The sequence below is a fragment of the Actinomadura rudentiformis genome, from assembly GCF_008923185.1.
Classification (GTDB): domain Bacteria; phylum Actinomycetota; class Actinomycetes; order Streptosporangiales; family Streptosporangiaceae; genus Spirillospora; species Spirillospora rudentiformis.
The window spans coordinates 718,553-735,232 of record NZ_WBMT01000001.1 but is presented as its reverse complement, the minus strand read 5'-3'; the positions used below and the strand labels follow the sequence as shown (position 1 = coordinate 735,232).

Here is a 16,680-nt window from a genome sequence, read left to right as displayed (position 1 = left end):
TCATGCCTGGCCGTCAGGACATGCCGTCGACCCTGCGGCGTTCTCCGAAGGAGGCCCAGGACACCTGGGTGAAGGCCCACGACTCGGCGGTGGATCAATACGGCGAAGGCGAACGTGCGCACCGCACCGCGTTCAGCGCGCTGAAGCACACGTTCGAGAAGGTCGGCGACCGCTGGCAGCGCAAGGCCGGCGGCAAGAAGGGGCCGTCGGACGCGCAGGCGGCGAAGGGGGAGCCCGCCGCCCGCCGGAGCCCCGCCAAGACCGCCGAAGGGGTGGACGCGAACGCCAGCAAGCGGCATCTCTACGAGGTCGCCAAGGAGCTCGGCGTCGAGGGCCGCTCCTCGATGTCCAAGGACGAGCTCGTGTCCGCGATCAAGAAGGCCAACCGCCGCAAGACCGCGGCCGCGCGCAAGTAGACCGCGCAGGAAGACACCGCGCAGGGAGACACAGCGCAGGACGACACAGCGGCACACGAACGTGTACGCCGCCGGACGAGGGTCGGCGGCGTACACGTTCGTGTGCCGATCAGTTTGTGCCTGGATCAGTCTGTGCCTGGATCAGTCCACGTCGACCCAGCCGAAGGTGCGTTCGACGGCCTTGCGCCAGCCGGCGTAGCCCTTATCGCGTTTCTCCTCGTCCCACTCCGGCTGCCAGCGCTTGTCCTCGTTCCAGTTCTGCCGCAGCTCGTCGGTGTTACGCCAGAATCCGACGGCGAGGCCCGCTGCGTAGGCCGCGCCCAGGGCGGTGGTCTCGGCGACGACCGGCTTGGAGACCGGGACGCCGAGGATGTCGGCCTGGAGCTGCATGCACAGCTCGTTGGCCGTGACGCCGCCGTCCACCTTGAGCACGTCCAGGGACACCCCTGAGTCCTCCCGCATCGCCTCCACGACGTCACGGGACTGGTAGCAGATCGCCTCCAGCGTCGCGCGTGCCAGGTGTGCGTTGGTGTTGAAGCGGGAGAGCCCGACGATCGCGCCGCGCGCGTCCGATCGCCAGTACGGCGCGAAGAGGCCGGAGAACGCGGGCACGAAGTAGACGCCGCCGTTGTCCTCCACCTGCGCCGCGAGGGACTCGCTCTGCGAGGCGCCGGAGATGATCCCGAGCTGGTCGCGCAGCCACTGCACGGCCGAGCCCGTCACGGCGATCGACCCTTCGAGGGCGTAGACCGGGGCGCTCTCCCCGAACTGGTAGCAGACGGTGGTGAGCATCCCGGCCTTGGAGCGGACGAGCTCGCCGCCCGTGTTGAGCAGCAGGAAGTTGCCGGTGCCGTAGGTGTTCTTGGCCTCGCCGGGTGCGAAGCACACCTGCCCGACCGTCGCGGCCTGCTGGTCGCCCAGGTCGCCGCACAGCGCCACCTCGCCGCCGAGCGGACCGTCCGCGCGGGTCATCCCGTACGGGTCGGGCGCCGAGGACGGCTTGATCGTGGGCAGCATGGCGCGCGGGATGCCGAAGAACGACAGCAGCTGGTCGTCCCAGTCCAGCGTCTCAAGGTCCATCAGCATGGTGCGGCTGGCGTTGGTCGGGTCGGTGACGTGCACGCCGCCATCGGTGCCGCCGGTCAGGTTCCACAGGACCCAGGTGTCGATGTTCCCGAAGACCGCCTCGCCGTTCTCGGCGGCTTCGCGCACGCCGTCGACGTTGTCCAGGATCCACTGGACCTTGCCGCCGCTGAAGTAGGTGGCGGGCGGCAGCCCTGCCCGGTGCCGGATCGTCTCGCCGCGCCCGTCGCGCTCCAGCGCCGAGGCGATCCGGTCGGTGCGGGTGTCCTGCCACACGATCGCGTTGTAGTAGGGGCGGCCCGTCCGCTTGTTCCAGACGACGGTCGTCTCGCGCTGGTTGGTGATGCCGAGCGCGGCGAGGTCCTGGTGGCCCAGGCCTGCCTGGTTGAGGGTCGTCTGGATGACGGCGCGGGTGCGTTCCCAGATCTCGGTGGGGTTGTGCTCGACCCAGCCCGCCTGGGGCAGGATCTGCTCGTGTTCGAGCTGGTGGCGGGCGATCTCGTTGCCGCCGTGGTCGAAGATCATGAATCGGGTGCTCGTCGTCCCCTGGTCGAGCGCTCCGACGAAGTCGGCCATCGGTCTCTCCTGTGGTCAGGACTGGACGTCGTACTCGGGCTTGGTCTCGGGCTTGCTTTCCGGCTTGGTCTCCGGAGGCAGGTTCCGGCCGATGAGGAAGAGATAGAGCCCCGCCCCGATCACACCGCCGATGAGCGGGCCGATGATGGGCACCCAGAAGTACAGATCACCATATTGATCTCGCCAGGCGCCGCCGTATCCGGTGATGAACTGCGCCACCCGCGGCCCGAAGTCGCGCGCCGGGTTGATCGCGTAGCCGGCGTCGGTCCCCCACGCCATGCCGATGGCGACGACGAGCAGGCCGATGACGACCGGGGTGAGGTTGGACAGCGGCGGCAGGTTGCGCAGGTCGGTGAGGGCCATCACCACGAACAGCAGGATGGCGGTGCCGATGATCTGGTCGCGGAAACCGCCCCACATGCTGACGGGGAGCGTTCCGTTACCGGGAAGGGTGGTGAAGACGCCCTGGGTCTTGATCGTGTGACCGGGGTCGGCCTTGGCCAGCACCTCGGTGTAGTTCCAGCGCACGATCAGCGCGGCAATGAAGGCTCCGGAGGTCTGGGCGAACCAGTACGGGAGGACCTTGCGCCAGGAGAACCGGTTGAACACCGCGAGCGCGAACGTGACGGCCGGGTTGATGTGCCCGCCGCTGATCGCGGCCGAGACGTAGACACCGAGGACCACGCCGATCCCCCATGCCCAGGCGATGCTGTCGTGGTCACCGATCCCACCCGCGACGACCTGCGCCACCACCCCCACCCCGAAGAGGATCAGGATCATCGTTCCGGCGAACTCGGCGGCCATCTCACGGGCCAGCGGAGAGAATCTCAGTCGTTCCGCCATCTCTTCTCCTCGGATGAACGGGCGGGTGTGACATGAGGCACAACTTCCGTGAACGTAAGTAACCCGGACCAACCGGTCAACCGGTAAGTCGCGCCAATGTCACCCTGGCGATCATTCCCATCACCCAGGGCATGTATGCGGTGACTCTCAATGACCGCGGAAGGCCTCTTCCAGCCACCAGGCGGCCCGGTGCCGCGTCACCTTCGCGTCGACGACCATCGGCCGGTCGCGCGGCCCGGCCAGCCACGCCTCGACGGCCGCGAGGCCGTCCCGGTCGCGGACGGTGACGGCGGCGCAGCCGAAGCCGCGCGCGATCGCAGCGAGGTCGGCGGGCGGGAAGGTCACAGTGTCGAGCGCATGCCCGTCCGGCCCGAAGTGGTGCACCTCCGCTCCGTACGCCTCGTCGTCGTAGATCAACACGAGCAGGCCCAGCCCGAGCCGGACGGCGGTCTCCAGCTCGGCGATCGCCATCAGCGCGCCGCCGTCCCCGAGGGCCGCGACGGTCAGCCGGTCGGGCCTTGCGACCGCCGCGCCGATCGCGGTCGCCAGGCCGAGGCCGATGGACTGGAACGCCTGCGTGAACACCAGGCCGTCGGCGTCCGGGACGGCGAGGAACATCGCCGGGTATCCCATGAAGTTGCCCGAGTCGACGGCGACCGTGCGCTCCTCCGGCAGCAGGTCGTCCAGGGCGATCGACAGCGTCCGCGGGTCGATGTGCTCGCCGTCCGATTCGTCCGTGTAGGCCTGGTCGCGCCAGCGCCCCTCGTACGTGAGCCGCTTGGCCACCTCGGCCGACCGGTAGCCGGCCGAGGCATGGCCGCGCGCGGCGAGCTCGGCGTCGGCCAGCCGTGCCGTCTCGGCCACGTCCCCGATCAGGCTGAGGTCGACCGGCCGGTGGGCTCCCAGCGCCTCCGCCTCCAGGTCGATCTGGACGACCTTGGCGCCCTCGCCGACCAGCGAGCCGTGCCGTGTGGTCCACATGTTCAGCGAGCAGCCCCAGCCCACGATCAGGTCGGCACCGCAGATCAGCTCGCCGGCGACCGGCGTGGCGAATCCGCCGCTGACATCGAGGTCGAACGGGTCGCCGCCGAAGAGCCCGCGGGCGACGGCGGAGGTCGCCAGGAGGGCGCCGCAGCGCTCGCCCAGTTCGCGGAGCGGCTCGGCCGCGGACGACAGCCGTGCGCCGCGCCCGGCGATGAACACCGGCCGCTCGGCCGCCGCCAGCGCGTCGGCCAGCCGGGCGATCGCGGCAGGCGCCGGGACCGGGAGCGGCGGCACGGGCGCGGCGAGCGGCTTGTTCGCCGGGATGACGACGGGACCGGGGTGCTCGGCGGCCTGGACGTCGAGCGGCAGGCCGAGCAGGACGGTCCGGCGCTGGGCCACGGCGGTGCGGCAGGCGCGGGCGACGTCGGCCAGCGCCGTCTCCGGCGAGTGGACGCGTTCGGCGACCGCGCCGACCGCCGTCGCGATCGCGGACTGGTCGACGCGGAAGTTGGACCGCACGGCCGAGGCGGCCACCTCGCCGGCCAGCACCAGCAGCGGCGTGCGGCTCTTGGCGGCCTCGGCGATGCCCGTGATCGCGTTGGTCAGCCCGGGGCCCTGGTGCACCGACACCACGCCCAGCCCGCCGCTGACCCGCGCGTAGGCGTCCGCCATGGTGGCGGCGCCGCCCTCGTGCCGCGCCGCGACGAACGTGGCGCCGCCCGCGGCCAGGGCGTTGGTGACGTGGAAATTGCCGCTGCCGACGACGCCGAAGACGGTCTCGACGCCGAGCCGGGTCAGGGCGGTCCCCACGGCCTCAGCGACGTTCATCGTTCGACGACGTCTCGTTCGACCAGGGCGAGCACGCGGGCCGGGCTGCCGGAGCCGCCCACGATGGGCAGAGGCGCCGCCAGCACGACCGCGCCGCGCACCGGGAGGCGCGCCAGGTTCTGCAGCTGGGTGAGGCCGTACTTGCCGGCGCCGAGGAAGTAGGAGTGGCAGGGGAACGGCGGCTCGAACCCGTGGGCCGCCCCGGCGTCGGTGCCGACGGTCTCAACCCCGATCCCGATGATCGGCGTCTCCTCGGCGAGCCAGCGGGCGCACTCGGCGGAGACTCCGGGCGAGTGCGGTCCGGTCTCGTCGGCGTTGAGGAACGCGGCGGCGTCGGCGGAACGGGCGTCCCAGCCCGTCCGGTAGAACAACCATCCGCCGTCGGGCAGCGGCCCGTTGACCTTCTCCCATGCGCGCACGTGGTCGATCTCCAGCACGAAGTCGGGATCGGCGGCGGCCTCCGCCGAGGCGTCCAGGACCACGGCCGGCGCCACCAGCCGGCGCGGCTCGACCTGCGAGACGTCCTCCCCGTCCCGCCCGGTGACCCAGTGGACGGGCGCGTCGAAGTGGGTGCCGACATGCTCGCCCGTCACAATGTCGTTCCAGTACCAGGCGGGGCCCCGGTCGTCGTACCGGCTGATCTCGCGCAGCGCGAACGGGACGGTGTTGGCGAAGGGCTCCGGCAGCTGCAGGATCGGCGTCGACTCCGACAGCGGCGCGGTCAGATCGACCACCTCCACCGATCCGGCGGCGAGGGCCTTGAGCAGTTCGGCGAGCACGGACATCGTTCCTCCCCTGGCACGGCGCGCGGTGAACCGAACGTATCGGCATAAGAGGTGCACAGGAAGTTGGGCTGCGCTCTGTATCCGGGTGACCCGTGTTCCCGCGGGCCCGTGTTCTACTGAGCAGCGTGACCGGAGCAGAGGCAAGGATCACCACGGGCCGGATCCGCGGCCGGGCGCACGATGGGATCACCGTTTTCAAGGGCGTGCCGTACGCGGCCGAGCCCTTCGGCCGCAACCGGCTGGCCGCGCCGGTCCCGGCCGCCTCCTGGGACGGGACGCGCGAGGCCGTCGCGTTCGGTCCCCGTGCTCCGCAGGCAGCCATGGTGCCCGGATTTCCCGGCTGGACTCCCGCCGAGGGGCTGGACTGCCTGACGGTGAACGTCTGGACGCCCGACCACGGCGGCTCGGGGCTCCCGGTCATGGTGTGGGTGCACGGCGGCGCCTACCTCGTCGGGACCTCGTCCCAGCCCGAGTACGACGGCGCCACGCTCGCCGCCGAAGGCGTGGTCGTGGTGACGTTCAACTACCGGGTCGGGATGGAGGGCTTCGGCTGGGTCGAGGGCGCGCCCGCGAACCGGGGCCTGCTCGACCAGATCGCGGCGTTGCGCTGGGTCCAGGACAACATCGCCGTGTTCGGCGGCGACCCCGGGCGGGTCACGGTCTTCGGCGAGTCGGCCGGGGCGGGCTCGATCGCGGCCCTGCTGGCGATGCCGGCCGCCCGCGGGCTGTTCCGCAGGGCGATCGCGCAGAGCGTGCCCGGCACGTACTTCGCACCGGAGTTCGCGCACCGGCTCAGCACGGCGATCACCGCGGAGGTCGGCTGTGGCCCCACCGTCGCGGATCTCGCGGACGTCTCCCCCGAGGTGCTGGTCGCGGCGGCGGAGGCGATGACGGCCAAGCTGCAGGACGACCACCCCACGTGGGGCCCGATCGCGAGCACGCCCACGCCGTACTCGCCCGTCGTGGACGGCGAGGTGCTGCCCACCACGCCGTGGCGGGCCCTCGCGGACGGAGCCGGGCGCGACCTGGAGCTGATCGTCGGCTTCAACCGTGACGAGTTCCGGTTGTTCCTGGCGCTCGCCGGGCGGTTCGGCACCCTCGGGGACGGCCATGTCACCAAGATCATGAAGCATCTGGCCCCGCCGGGCGGCGCCGCCGCCTACCGGGCCGCGCACCGCCACACCCCGGCCGAGGACCTCTACAGCCTGGTGTTGTCGGACTGGCTCTTCCGCATGCCGAGCGCGCATCTCGCCGACGCCCACGCCGCCGCGGGGGGCAAGACCTTCGCCTACGAGCTGGCCTGGCCTTCCCCCGGCCTGAAGGGGATGTTGCGCGCCTGCCACGCCCTCGACGTCCCCCTCACGTTCGGCACCCTCGACAAGGGCGTCGCGGAGCTGGTGATCGGAGAACCGGTCCCGGACGAGGCGGTCGAGCTCTCCGCGCAGTTCAGGGCCGCGTGGACCGCGTTCGCCACGACCGGTGACCCGGGATGGCCCGCCTACAACCCGGCTGGCGCCATCACCCACGTCTTCGACACCTTCACCAAGGACGTGCGCGACCCGCAGGCCCTGTCCCGCCGGGTCTGGGCCGCCCATCGCTTCGATCCGCTGGAGTAGCGGTGAGCCGCGGCTCCGTCACCTCTCGCGTCCTCAGCATCCTGGCGGCGTTCTCACCCGAGCGTCCCGCGCTGACCCTGTCCGCGATCAGCCACCAGACCGGCCTGCCGGCCCCGACCGTGCACCGGCTGCTCGGCGAGCTCGCCCAGTGGGGCGCCGTGGAACGCGATGAGCACGGCACGTACCGCATCGGCCTGCGTCTCTGGGAGGTCGCGGCGCTGGCCCCGCGCGGCCTGGGCCTGCGCGAGGCCGCGATGCCGTACCTGGAGGACCTGTACGAGGCGACCCACCAGAACGTCCAGCTCGCCGTCCTGGACGGGCTGGAGGTCGTCTACGTCGAACGGATCGCGGGCCGCGACGCGGTCCACGTCTTCACCCGCGTGGGCGGGCGATGGCCCGCCCACGCGACCGGAGTCGGGCTGGCACTGCTCGCCCATGCGGAGACCGAGCTGCAGGAGCGTGCGATCCGCGGTCCGCTGCGCCGGTACACCGCCAACACCATCGTGTCCGGCACCGAGCTGCGCCGGACGCTGGCCGAGGTGCGCCGCACGGGCGTCGCCATCAGCGACGGCCAGGTGGAGACGATCGCGCTCTCGGTCGCCGCCCCCGTGTTCGGCCCCGCCGACAAGGTCGAGGCGGCGGTCTCGGTCGTGGTCCCCTCCCACGGGTACGACTGGCGGGTCCTGGTGCCCGCGGTACGCGCCGCCGCCCGTGGCATCTCGCGGTCGCTGGGCTCGCCGCGCGCGGCGCGGACACCGAGTTCCGCGGTGCGCGGGAGCGTTGAACGTCCCGACCTGTGAACGCGATCACACACGCTTTCCATCAGATGGAACTCGCGTGGCGAGGCTCGCGTGGCCCGGGCGATGGTCGGCACATGGGATTTGCAACCAATCAGTGGTACGTCGCCGCTTACGGCGAGGAAGTCGGCGACGGCCTGCTGGCCAGGACCATCTGCGGCGAGCCGATCGTCTTCTACCGGACCGGTGCCGGGGACCCGGTGGCCCTGGCCGACCGGTGCGTCCACCGCCGCTTCCCGCTCTCGGAGAGCGTCCGCGACGGCGACCAGATCATCTGCGGCTATCACGGCTTCACCTACGCTCCCGACGGCGCCTGCGTCGCCGTCCCGGGCCAGGTCCGCATCCCGCGCACCGCGCGGGTGCCCGCTTACCCCGTGGTCGAGCAGGACTCGCTGGTGTGGGTGTGGATCGGCGATCCGGGCAAGGCGGATCAGGCGGCCATCCCGCGCGCGCCGTGGCTGGCGATGGACGGCTGGGTCACCGTGCGCGGCATGGAGCCGCTGGCCGCACGGCATGAGCTGCTCATCGACAACCTGCTCGACCTGTCCCATGAAACGTATCTGCACGCCGGTTACATCGGCACGCCCGAGGTGGCGCAGACGCCGATCACCACGGAGGTCGACGACGAGGCCGGGGTGGTCTACGTCAGCCGCCGGATGAAGGACGTGGAGTGCCCCTCGTTCTACGCGGACTCGACCGGGATCAAGGGACGCATCGACCGGTGGCAGGACATCGAGTACCACCCGCCGTGCCTCTACCTGCTGCACAGCCGCATCGCGCCCACCGGGGTGGAGCCGGGGCCCGACGCCGACGACCCGGCCGCCTGCCACGCCGAGATCGTGTACGCGATCACCCCGGAGACCGAGACGAGCACCCACGACTTCTGGATGGTGGCCCGCGACTTCGCCCTGGACGACGAGGGCGTCTCCGCGTTCCTCGCCGAGAGCAACCGCACGGTCGTCCTCCAGGACGTCGAGGCCCTGAACGTCCTGGAGAAGGTCATCGCCGGGGAGCCCGAGGGCTACCAGGAGCTGAGCATCAACATCGACACCGGCGGACTGGCCGCCCGCCGCCTCCTGCGCCGGATGACGGGCGCATGAGCGTCGTGACGTCGACCACCACCCGGCTGCGGGTCATCTGGGAACCCGGCTCGGACGTGCTGGTCGGCATCTGCCACTGCGGGGCCGAGCACCGGGCCGAGGATCCCGTGGGGATCTGGCAGTGGCTGCTCTCCCATCCCGACCACGAGGCGGAGCAGCGGTGATCCCCGAATCCGAGACCACGGTCGTCGTGACGCGCAAGGAGGCCCTCGCCGACGACGTGGCAGGGCTGACGCTGCGGGCTCCGGACGGTGGGCCGCTGCCACCGTGGGAGCCCGGTGCGCACATCGAGCTCGTCCTCGGCGACGGCTTGGTCAGGCAGTACTCCCTCTGCGGAGATCCGGACGACCCGCACGGCTGGCGTGTGGCGGTGCTGCGGGAGCAGGACGGCCGCGGCGGATCGGCCCACGTCCACGACAAGCTCGCCGAAGGCGACCGGCTGACCGTGCGCGGGCCGCGCAACCATTTCGCGTTCACGCCGTCGCGCCCACGGTGCCTCTTCATCGCGGGCGGGATCGGGATCACGCCGATCCTGCCCATGATCGCGGCGGCACAGGCAGCGGGGGCCGACTGGCGGCTCGTCTACGGCGGCCGGCGGCGCTCCTCGATGGCGTTCCTGGCCGAGCTGGAACGGCACGGCGAGCGGGTGCAGACGTCCCCGCAGGACGAGACCGGTCTCCTCGATCTCGACGGCCTGCTCGGCGAGCCCCGTGCGGACACCCTGGTGTACTGCTGCGGCCCCGAGGCGTTGCTGGCCGAGGTGGAGCGGCGGTGCGCCGACTGGCCGCCCGGCTCGCTCAGGGTCGAACGGTTCACGCCGAAACCCGAGGCCGGGGCCGCGCCGCGGGAGGCCTTCGAGGTCGAGCTCGCCCTCAGCGGCCGAACGCTCAAGGTCCCCGCTGACCGTTCCATTCTGGAGGTCCTGGAGTCCGCCGGCGTCGCCGTGCTGTCCTCCTGCCAGGAGGGCACCTGCGGCACGTGCGAGACGGCCGTGCTCGACGGCGTGCCCGACCATCGCGACTCGGTGCTCACCGAGGAGGAACGGGGCGCGGGCGACCTGATGATGATCTGCGTGTCGCGGGCCGCCGGGCCGCGCCTGACGCTGGAGCTGTGAGGTCCCTGGGACTGACGTTGACGTTGTGCAGACTATTGACGGCTGCAACGCAGACGCCTATGTTCGCAGCAGGCTCGCGACGACGCGCCACCCCCCAGGAGGTCTCCTGTGCGCAGACTCGTCCCCCTCCTCACTCCCCTGGCCGGCATGGCGGCGCTCGTCCTCTCGCTGTCGGCATGCGGCTCCGGCGACTCCGGCGGCTCCGGCTCGACCATCAAGGTCGGCTTCATCGAGTCGCTCACCGGCAACTACGCCCCGCTCGGCGGCGAGGCCAAGAAGACCGTCGACCTGGCGGTCGAGCAGATCAACACGGCGGGCGGCATCAAGGGCCGCAAGCTGGAGCTGACCACCCTCGACGACAAGACCGCGCCCGACCAGGGCGTGCTCCACTTCAACAAGCTCAAGTCCCAGGGCGTGGCCGCCGTCATCGGGTCCACGTTCTCCAACGTCGGCCTGGCGGTCGAGCCGCTCGCCGAGCGCGCGAAGATCCCCTATATCTCGCTGGCCCCGGCCGACGAGCAGGTCAACCCGGTGCGCAAGTACACGTTCGTGGTGCCGGCGATCTCATCGCGGTACGCCGAGGCCTTGTTGCAGTACTTCCAGGCCCATCAGATCTCCAAGGTGGCCGTGGCCTACGACACCAAGAGCGCCTACTCCAAGGCGGGCTTCGCCGGGATGCAGCGGTACGCGGGCCAGTACGGCGTGCAGATCGTCAAGGCCGAGCCGTACGAGACGACCGCCACCGACTTCAGCCCGGTGTTCACCCACGTCCGCGGCTCGGGAGCGCAGGCCCTGGTCGCCTGGGCGAGCGGCGCGCCCGGGGTGACGCTGGCCAAGCAGTACGCCGGCGCCCGCCTGGGCATCCCCCTCGTCATGACCGCCTCGCAGGCCACCAAGCTCTGGCTGGAGCCGGTCGGCACCGCGAGCGAAGGGGTGTACGTGCAGAGCGCCATCGGCGTCGTCGAGGACTACCTGCCGGACGGCAAGCTCAAGCAGTCGGTCCAGGAGATGTCGGTGCCGTTCCGGAAGAAGTACGGGTACGAGCCTCCCCAGTTCGCCATGGACGGCTACACGGGCGTCAAGCTGCTGGCCGCCGCCATCGAGAAGGCGGGCGAACCCGACCGGGACAAGATCCGTGACGCGCTGGAGACCCTGACCCTCGTCACACCCTGCGGGAAGTACACCTATTCGGCGACGGACCACTCGGGCCTGCGTCCCACCGACATCTCCATGAACCAGGTCAAGAACGGCAAGCTCGTGCCGGTCCCCTGGTCCCGGACGCAGCTCGCCAAGACCGCCGCGGCGGCGGGATGAGCGCCGTGCTCACCGTCGATTCGATCTCCCGCGCCTTCGGCGGCGTCTACGCGGTGCGCGACGTCGGGCTCACCGTCGCGGCCGGTGAGACGCGGGGGGTCATCGGCCCCAATGGAGCGGGCAAGTCCACGCTCTTCAACCTGATCAGCGGCCATCTCGCCGCCGACCACGGCACGATCCGCTACCGCCCGAACGGCGAGGAGCGGCGCATCGACAGGCTCAGCGCGCACGCGCGGGCCCGGCTCGGCATAGCGATCGTCTTCCAGTCCGCCCGGCTCTTCCACGGGATGACGGCGCTGGAGAACGTCATGGTGGGCGCGCACGCCCGCACCCGGCACGGTTTCCTCGCCGCGGCGCTCCGGCTGCCCAGGCACCGCCGCGAGGAGGCCGGGATCAAGGCCGACGCCCTGGCTGCGCTCGACCGGGTCGGCCTGCGGGACTGGGCGGGACGGCCGGCCGACGCGCTGCCCCTCGGCCAGCAGCGCTCGCTCCAGCTGGCTCGCGCGCTGTGCGCCCAGCCCCATCTGCTGCTCCTGGACGAGCCGGCCTCCGGGCTGCGCGCCGGCGAGCGGGAGGCGCTCGCCCAGCTGATCGAGAGCCTGCGCGCCGACGGGCTGACGATGATGCTCATCGAGCACGACGTCACGTTCGTCTCCCGTCTCGCCGACCGCGTCAGCGTGCTCGACCTCGGCCGCCTCATCGCCGAGGGCACGCCGGAGCAGGTCCGCGCCGACGCGAGCGTGGTCGCCGCCTACCTCGGGCGGGAGACGACCGGGGCCGCCGGATGGGAGGCCACCGGATGAGCGACCCGGTGCTGGAGGTGACCGGTCTCGTCGTGCGGTACGGCAACGCCACCGCCCTCGACCACGTCACCCTGCACGTCTCGGCCGGTGAGATGGTCGCTCTTGTGGGGCCCAACGGCGCGGGCAAGTCCTCCCTGGTCAACGCGATCATGGGGCTGGTCCGCCCGGCCGGGGGCACGGTGCGCCTGGACGGCCGGGCGGCGCTCGTTCCCGAGGGCCGGCAGATGTTCCCCGATCTGAGCGTCGACGACAATCTGGCGCTGGGGGCCTGGCGCCGGCGCCGCGAGGGTTCGTCGGCACGGGACACGGCGTGGGTGTACGAGGTCCTGCCCGAGCTGGCACGCCTGCGGCGCCAGAAGGCGGGTTCGCTGTCGGGCGGTCAGCAGCAGATGGTCGCGTTCGGCCGGGCGCTGATGGGCGATCCGGCCGTGCTCATCGTGGACGAGCTGTCGCTGGGCCTGGCCCCCCTGGTGACCACGACGCTCGCCGGGCACCTGCGGCGGCTCAACGCCGAACGCGGCCTGGCGGTCGTCCTCATCGAGCAGAACGCCCGCCTGGCCTTCGATCTGTGCACCCGCGCCTACGTGCTGGAGGCAGGCCGGATCCGGGCTGAGGGTCCCTGTGCCGAACTGGCCGAGAGCAGCGACGTCGTCGCGGCTTACCTGGGAGTGACGCCATGAGCGACCTCCTGCAGTACCTCGTCTCCGGGCTGGCCGTGGGCTGCGGCTTCGCGCTGCTCGCCAGCGGCCTGGTGACGGTCCACCGTGTCAGCGGCACCGTGAACTTCGCCCAGGGCATGTTCGCCGTCGTCGCGGGACTCGCCGCCGGCTCCTTCCTGTCGGCCGGGCTGCCCCACGGCGTCGCGGAGGTCGCGGCGGTGACCGCCGCCGGCGCCGTCGGGCTCCTCACCGGCCTGGTCGCCACCGGAAAGCCCGGCACCGGCCCCCGGGCCGCACTGATCATCACCCTCGGCCTGGGCTTCGTCGCGTACGCCGTCGAGATCATGGTGTGGGGCGACGGACCGCGCTCGCATCCGGGGCTCGGCGGGACGATCCAGGTCGCCGGCGCCTACGTGCAGAGACAACATCTGCTCGTCATCGCGGCCACCGCGCTGGTCTTCACCGCGCTCGGCCTGTTCTTCTCCAGGACCTACCTCGGCAAGGCCCTGAGCGCCGCCGCGTCCAACCCCTACGCGGCGCGCGCCGTGGGCATGAACGTCACCCGCATGGGACTGGCGGCCTTCGCGCTCGGCGGCGTGCTCGGCGGCACGGCGGGGGTCCTGCTGACGCCCATGTTGCCCATCTCGTTCAACAGCGACGTGCTGCTGATCACCAACGGGTTCGCCGCCGCGATCCTCGGCGGTCTGAACAGGCCCGGACTGGCCCTCGCCGGCGCGCTCACGCTGGGCGTCGCCGAGGCACTGGTCGCCGGCTACCTGGACGCCTCCTACCAGACCGTGGTCGCCCTCGTGCTGATGCTGGCGATCATGATCTGGCAGGCCTCGCGCCGGACCGCGCTCGACATGGAGGCCGCACGGTGAGCCATCTCCTCCGTTCCCCGGGAACTCTGGCCGCGCTGGTCGTCGCGGCCGTGGCGGCGGCCATGCCGGTGCTGCTGCCCCCGTCACAGGTGCCGGTGTACGTGCTGCTCCTGCTGGCGGCCATCGTCGTCACCGGCCTGTCGCTGCTCATGGGGTACGGCGGGCAGGTCTCCCTCGGCCAGGCGTCGTTCTACATGATCGGCGGCTACAGCGCGGCGCTGCTGGCCGTCCACGGCCTCCCCACCTGGGTCGCGCTGCTCGCCGCCCCGGTGATCGCCACGGCGGCCGCGGCGCTGATCGGCGTCCCGCTGCTGCGGTTGCGCGGCCATCATCTGGCGTTCGCCACCCTCGCCGTCCAGCTGATCCTGCTGAGCCTGGCCGGACGGCAGGAGTGGGCGGGCGGCGACATCGGGCTGCAGGGCATACCCCAGCTCGAGGTCGCCGGATACGAGTTCGCCGACGACGTCTCGTACGCCTACCTGGCCTTGGCCGCACTGGCCGTCGTGGTCCTCATCGCGAGGAACGTCGTCGACTCGCGACCCGGGCGCGGCCTCCGCGCGCTCGCCACCAGCGAGGTGGCCGCGGAGTCGTCGGGAGTTCCGGTGGCGGGCTACAAGCTGGCGGTGTTCAGCTTGTCGGCCGGTTTCGCCGGGCTCGCCGGCGGTGTCTACGCCTTCTTCATCGGATACGTCGCGCCCGGGTCGTTCCCCGTCCTGCTCTCCTTCGAGTACGTCGTCATGGTCGTCGTCGGCGGCACCGGCACGATCTGGGGCGCCCTCGCGGGAGCCACGGTGATCACGCTGCTGCTCCAGCTGCTCAACAACATCGGCACGATGGAGGGCATGCCGGCCGCTGCGCCCTCGGTGCTCTCGTACGCCGTCTACGGGCTGCTGCTCGTCCTCGCGATGCTCTTCATGCCGCAGGGCCTGGTGCGGGGACTGGCGTTCTCAAGCCGGCTCGAGGTCAGATGGGGCACATGGAAGACGATCTCATCTCGATCGGCGAAGCGGCGGCGAAGTTCGGCATGACGGTCTCCGCGCTCCGCTACTGGGACGAGTGCGGCCTCGCCGCACCCGCCGAGCGGCGGGGCGGCCGCCGCTGGTACGGCCCGGCGGAGCTGCACCGGATCGCCCTCATCCGGATCATGCAGGAGACCGGGCTCATGAGCCTGGACGAGATCAAGGACGTGCTGGCCGCGGCTCCGGACTGGCGCGGGACGGTGGCGGGCCGCATCGAGGCCATCGGCGCGCAGATCGAACGGCTCACCACCGGCCGCGCCTATCTGGAACACCTCCTCACGTGCCCGCGGGACGACCCGGCCGGGGGATGCCCGCATCTGCGCGAGGCGACACGGACGTGGATCGAGGATGGGATCCCCTTCCGGGCATGAGCACCAGCAGGGCGGCCGCCGCCAGGACCACGGCTCCGGCGGCGACCAGGCTCGTGCGCACCCCTGCCGCGAGTCCCCCCGAGCCGGCCGCGACCGTGCCGAGCACGGCGATGCCGAGCGCGGTCCCGGCCTGGCGGGCCGTGTTGACGGTCGCCGAGGCGATGCCCGTGCGTTCCCTGGGCACGATCTCCAGCACCGCCGCGGCCGCCGGAGTGATCGCCAGCCCCTGCCCGACGCCCGCCACCACGAACAGGGCGCCGATCGCCAGGTAGGGAGTGCCCGCGTCGAGCACGCCCATCCCGGCGAGCGCCACACCGGTCAGGGCGTATCCGAGGACCATGGGCCGCCGGGCCCCGAACGCCGCGGTCAGGCGTCCGGCCACGACCGCGGCGGGCATGATGGCGAGCGTCATCGGGAGCAGCAGCACCCCGGTCGCCATGGCCGAGTGTCCGCGCAGCTCCTGGAGATAGAGCACCGTCAGCACGAAGAACGCGCCGTTGGCGCCGAAACCCAGCGCCACCGACGCGGCGTTGGCGATGGCGAAACGCGCGTCGGAGAACAGCCGAACCGGCAACATCGGACGCGGGTTGCGCAGCTCCAGCACGACGAGCAGCGCGCCCGCCACGACGGCCGCGGTGAGGAAGCCGAGGGTGGGCGGCGAGCTCCAGCCGTGCTCGCGCGCCTCGATCACCCCGTACGTCAGCGACCCGAGCGCGGCGACCGCGGCAAGCTGACCGGCCGGATCGAGGGCGGCGTGAGCCGGATCGGCGCTTTCGGGGATCGAGCGCAGCCCGATGGCCACGGCGGCCAGCCCGAGCGGCACGTTCACCAGGAAGATGCTCGGCCAGCCGAGCGTGTCGACCAGCACCCCGCCGAGCAGCGGCCCGGAGATGACGGCCAGGCCGCTGAACATCCCCCAGAGACCCATCAGCCTCGCCCTGCGCTGGGGATCGGGCTCGGCCTGGCCGATCAGGGACAGGGCTCCCGGGACGACGATGGCCGCCGCGACTCCCTGCACCGCCCGTCCCGCGACCAGGACGCCCAGGCCCGATGCCGCGGCGCAGACCACCGAGCCGGCCATGAAGAGCCCGATGCCGCCCAGGAACAGTCGTTTGCGTCCGAACCGGTCGCCGAGTGCGCCGCCCGACAACATCAGCGCCGCCAGCGGCACCGTGAAGCCGTCGGCGACCCACTGGAGCCCGGTCACATCAGTGCGCAGGTCCGCCTGGATCTCCGGCAGCGCCACGTTGACGATCGTCAGATCGAGCAGCGCGATGAACGTGCCCATGAACGCCGAGACCAACAGGCCTGTCCGGCCTTTGCCCGCCATGTTCCCTCCCTGTGGGGACGCGGTCGCGCGGACGTTCCGCGCGCCGTGGCGGTGACGCTATGAGCTCAAGTCGGCTTGAGTTCAAGTCCGGGCGAAACGATCAGGCGGGAGACCTTCGGTTACCCCGAAGGACAAGTTAGGCTTACCTAAGTATCCCAGAC

General features: G+C 71.6%; 17 protein-coding genes. 12 read left to right on the top strand and 5 right to left on the bottom strand.

The genetic code is table 11. The features are described from left to right. Positions 1–2 precede the first annotated feature (2 nt). Complete coding sequence (locus tag F8566_RS03485) at positions 3–416, top strand: ChaB family protein (RefSeq protein WP_151557786.1); 414 nt, start codon at positions 3–5, stop codon at positions 414–416. A 141-nt stretch (positions 417–557) separates the two neighbouring features. Here F8566_RS03485 and glpK read toward each other — a convergent pair whose 3' ends face one another. The 4 genes from glpK to F8566_RS03465 form a co-directional block, all read right to left on the bottom strand. Next, positions 558–2,075 carry a glycerol kinase GlpK gene (glpK, locus tag F8566_RS03480; RefSeq protein ID WP_151557784.1) on the bottom strand — a complete coding sequence of 506 codons (1,518 nt, stop codon included), beginning with the start codon at positions 2,073–2,075 and terminating at the stop codon, positions 558–560. Between the two features lie 15 nt (positions 2,076–2,090). After that, positions 2,091–2,918, bottom strand: a complete 828-nt coding sequence (locus F8566_RS03475) for an MIP/aquaporin family protein (protein WP_151557782.1) — start codon at positions 2,916–2,918, stop codon at positions 2,091–2,093. Between the two features lie 147 nt (positions 2,919–3,065). Beyond that, positions 3,066–4,730 (bottom strand): thiamine pyrophosphate-binding protein, encoded by a 1,665-nt coding sequence (locus tag F8566_RS03470; protein WP_151557780.1) that lies wholly within the window; start codon positions 4,728–4,730, stop codon positions 3,066–3,068. Next, positions 4,727–5,515, bottom strand: coding sequence for a cyclase family protein (locus F8566_RS03465; protein WP_151557778.1), 789 nt, complete (start codon positions 5,513–5,515; stop codon positions 4,727–4,729). Before F8566_RS03465 ends, F8566_RS03470 begins: the two co-directional genes overlap by 4 nt. 125 nt (positions 5,516–5,640) lie before the next feature. On the opposite strand from F8566_RS03465, the gene F8566_RS03460 reads away from it, so the two are divergent. The 11 genes from F8566_RS03460 to F8566_RS03415 all read left to right on the top strand — a co-directional run bounded on the left by F8566_RS03460 (position 5,641) and on the right by F8566_RS03415 (position 15,189). After that, positions 5,641–7,131, top strand: a complete 1,491-nt coding sequence (locus F8566_RS03460; protein WP_225992826.1) for a carboxylesterase/lipase family protein — start codon at positions 5,641–5,643, stop codon at positions 7,129–7,131. Between the two features lie 2 nt (positions 7,132–7,133). Continuing rightward, entirely contained in the window at positions 7,134–7,931 is a 798-nt protein-coding gene (locus F8566_RS03455; protein ID WP_151557776.1) for an IclR family transcriptional regulator, read from the top strand. Between the two features lie 74 nt (positions 7,932–8,005). Then, a complete protein-coding gene (locus F8566_RS03450; protein WP_151557774.1) occupies positions 8,006–9,028 on the top strand; it encodes an aromatic ring-hydroxylating dioxygenase subunit alpha in 1,023 nt (340 codons plus the stop codon). Further along, positions 9,025–9,192 (top strand): hypothetical protein, encoded by a 168-nt coding sequence (locus F8566_RS49640; protein ID WP_192809489.1) that lies wholly within the window; start codon positions 9,025–9,027, stop codon positions 9,190–9,192. Before F8566_RS03450 ends, F8566_RS49640 begins: the two co-directional genes overlap by 4 nt. Further along, positions 9,189–10,142, top strand: a complete 954-nt coding sequence (locus tag F8566_RS03445; protein ID WP_225992825.1) for a PDR/VanB family oxidoreductase — start codon at positions 9,189–9,191, stop codon at positions 10,140–10,142. Before F8566_RS49640 ends, F8566_RS03445 begins: the two co-directional genes overlap by 4 nt. A 108-nt stretch (positions 10,143–10,250) precedes the next feature. Then, positions 10,251–11,456, top strand: a complete 1,206-nt coding sequence (locus F8566_RS03440) for an ABC transporter substrate-binding protein (protein ID WP_225992824.1) — start codon at positions 10,251–10,253, stop codon at positions 11,454–11,456. Then, positions 11,453–12,259 carry an ABC transporter ATP-binding protein gene (locus F8566_RS03435; RefSeq protein ID WP_151557770.1) on the top strand — a complete coding sequence of 269 codons (807 nt, stop codon included), beginning with the start codon at positions 11,453–11,455 and terminating at the stop codon, positions 12,257–12,259. Before F8566_RS03440 ends, F8566_RS03435 begins: the two co-directional genes overlap by 4 nt. Then, complete coding sequence (locus tag F8566_RS03430; RefSeq protein ID WP_151557768.1) at positions 12,256–12,939, top strand: ABC transporter ATP-binding protein; 684 nt, start codon at positions 12,256–12,258, stop codon at positions 12,937–12,939. Before F8566_RS03435 ends, F8566_RS03430 begins: the two co-directional genes overlap by 4 nt. After that, positions 12,936–13,799: a branched-chain amino acid ABC transporter permease gene (locus F8566_RS03425; RefSeq protein WP_151557766.1), complete on the top strand. Its 864-nt coding sequence runs from the start codon at positions 12,936–12,938 to the stop codon at positions 13,797–13,799. Before F8566_RS03430 ends, F8566_RS03425 begins: the two co-directional genes overlap by 4 nt. Continuing rightward, a complete protein-coding gene (locus tag F8566_RS03420) occupies positions 13,796–14,827 on the top strand; it encodes a branched-chain amino acid ABC transporter permease (protein ID WP_225992823.1) in 1,032 nt (343 codons plus the stop codon). Before F8566_RS03425 ends, F8566_RS03420 begins: the two co-directional genes overlap by 4 nt. Then, complete coding sequence (locus F8566_RS03415) at positions 14,776–15,189, top strand: MerR family transcriptional regulator (protein ID WP_225992822.1); 414 nt, start codon at positions 14,776–14,778, stop codon at positions 15,187–15,189. Before F8566_RS03420 ends, F8566_RS03415 begins: the two co-directional genes overlap by 52 nt. Here F8566_RS03415 and F8566_RS03410 read toward each other — a convergent pair. Continuing rightward, a complete protein-coding gene (locus F8566_RS03410; RefSeq protein WP_151557762.1) occupies positions 15,095–16,519 on the bottom strand; it encodes a DHA2 family efflux MFS transporter permease subunit in 1,425 nt (474 codons plus the stop codon). The two genes, F8566_RS03415 and F8566_RS03410, sit on opposite strands and share 95 nt — an antisense overlap. Between the last annotated feature and the right edge of the window lie 161 nt (positions 16,520–16,680).

Excerpts from the sequence above, each read along its gene's own strand:
- F8566_RS03485 (WP_151557786.1), top strand. The coding sequence starts at position 3 with ATGCCTGGCCGTCAGGACATGCCGTCGACCCTGCGGCGTTCTCCGAAG.
- glpK (WP_151557784.1), bottom strand. The coding sequence starts at position 2,075 with ATGGCCGACTTCGTCGGAGCGCTCGACCAGGGGACGACGAGCACCCGA.
- F8566_RS03475 (WP_151557782.1), bottom strand. The coding sequence starts at position 2,918 with ATGGCGGAACGACTGAGATTCTCTCCGCTGGCCCGTGAGATGGCCGCC.
- F8566_RS03470 (WP_151557780.1), bottom strand. The coding sequence starts at position 4,730 with ATGAACGTCGCTGAGGCCGTGGGGACCGCCCTGACCCGGCTCGGCGTC.
- F8566_RS03465 (WP_151557778.1), bottom strand. The coding sequence starts at position 5,515 with ATGTCCGTGCTCGCCGAACTGCTCAAGGCCCTCGCCGCCGGATCGGTG.
- F8566_RS03450 (WP_151557774.1), top strand. The coding sequence starts at position 8,006 with ATGGGATTTGCAACCAATCAGTGGTACGTCGCCGCTTACGGCGAGGAA.
- F8566_RS49640 (WP_192809489.1), top strand. The coding sequence starts at position 9,025 with ATGAGCGTCGTGACGTCGACCACCACCCGGCTGCGGGTCATCTGGGAA.
- F8566_RS03435 (WP_151557770.1), top strand. The coding sequence starts at position 11,453 with ATGAGCGCCGTGCTCACCGTCGATTCGATCTCCCGCGCCTTCGGCGGC.
- F8566_RS03430 (WP_151557768.1), top strand. The coding sequence starts at position 12,256 with ATGAGCGACCCGGTGCTGGAGGTGACCGGTCTCGTCGTGCGGTACGGC.
- F8566_RS03425 (WP_151557766.1), top strand. The coding sequence starts at position 12,936 with ATGAGCGACCTCCTGCAGTACCTCGTCTCCGGGCTGGCCGTGGGCTGC.
- F8566_RS03415 (WP_225992822.1), top strand. The coding sequence starts at position 14,776 with ATGGAAGACGATCTCATCTCGATCGGCGAAGCGGCGGCGAAGTTCGGC.
- F8566_RS03410 (WP_151557762.1), bottom strand. The coding sequence starts at position 16,519 with ATGGCGGGCAAAGGCCGGACAGGCCTGTTGGTCTCGGCGTTCATGGGC.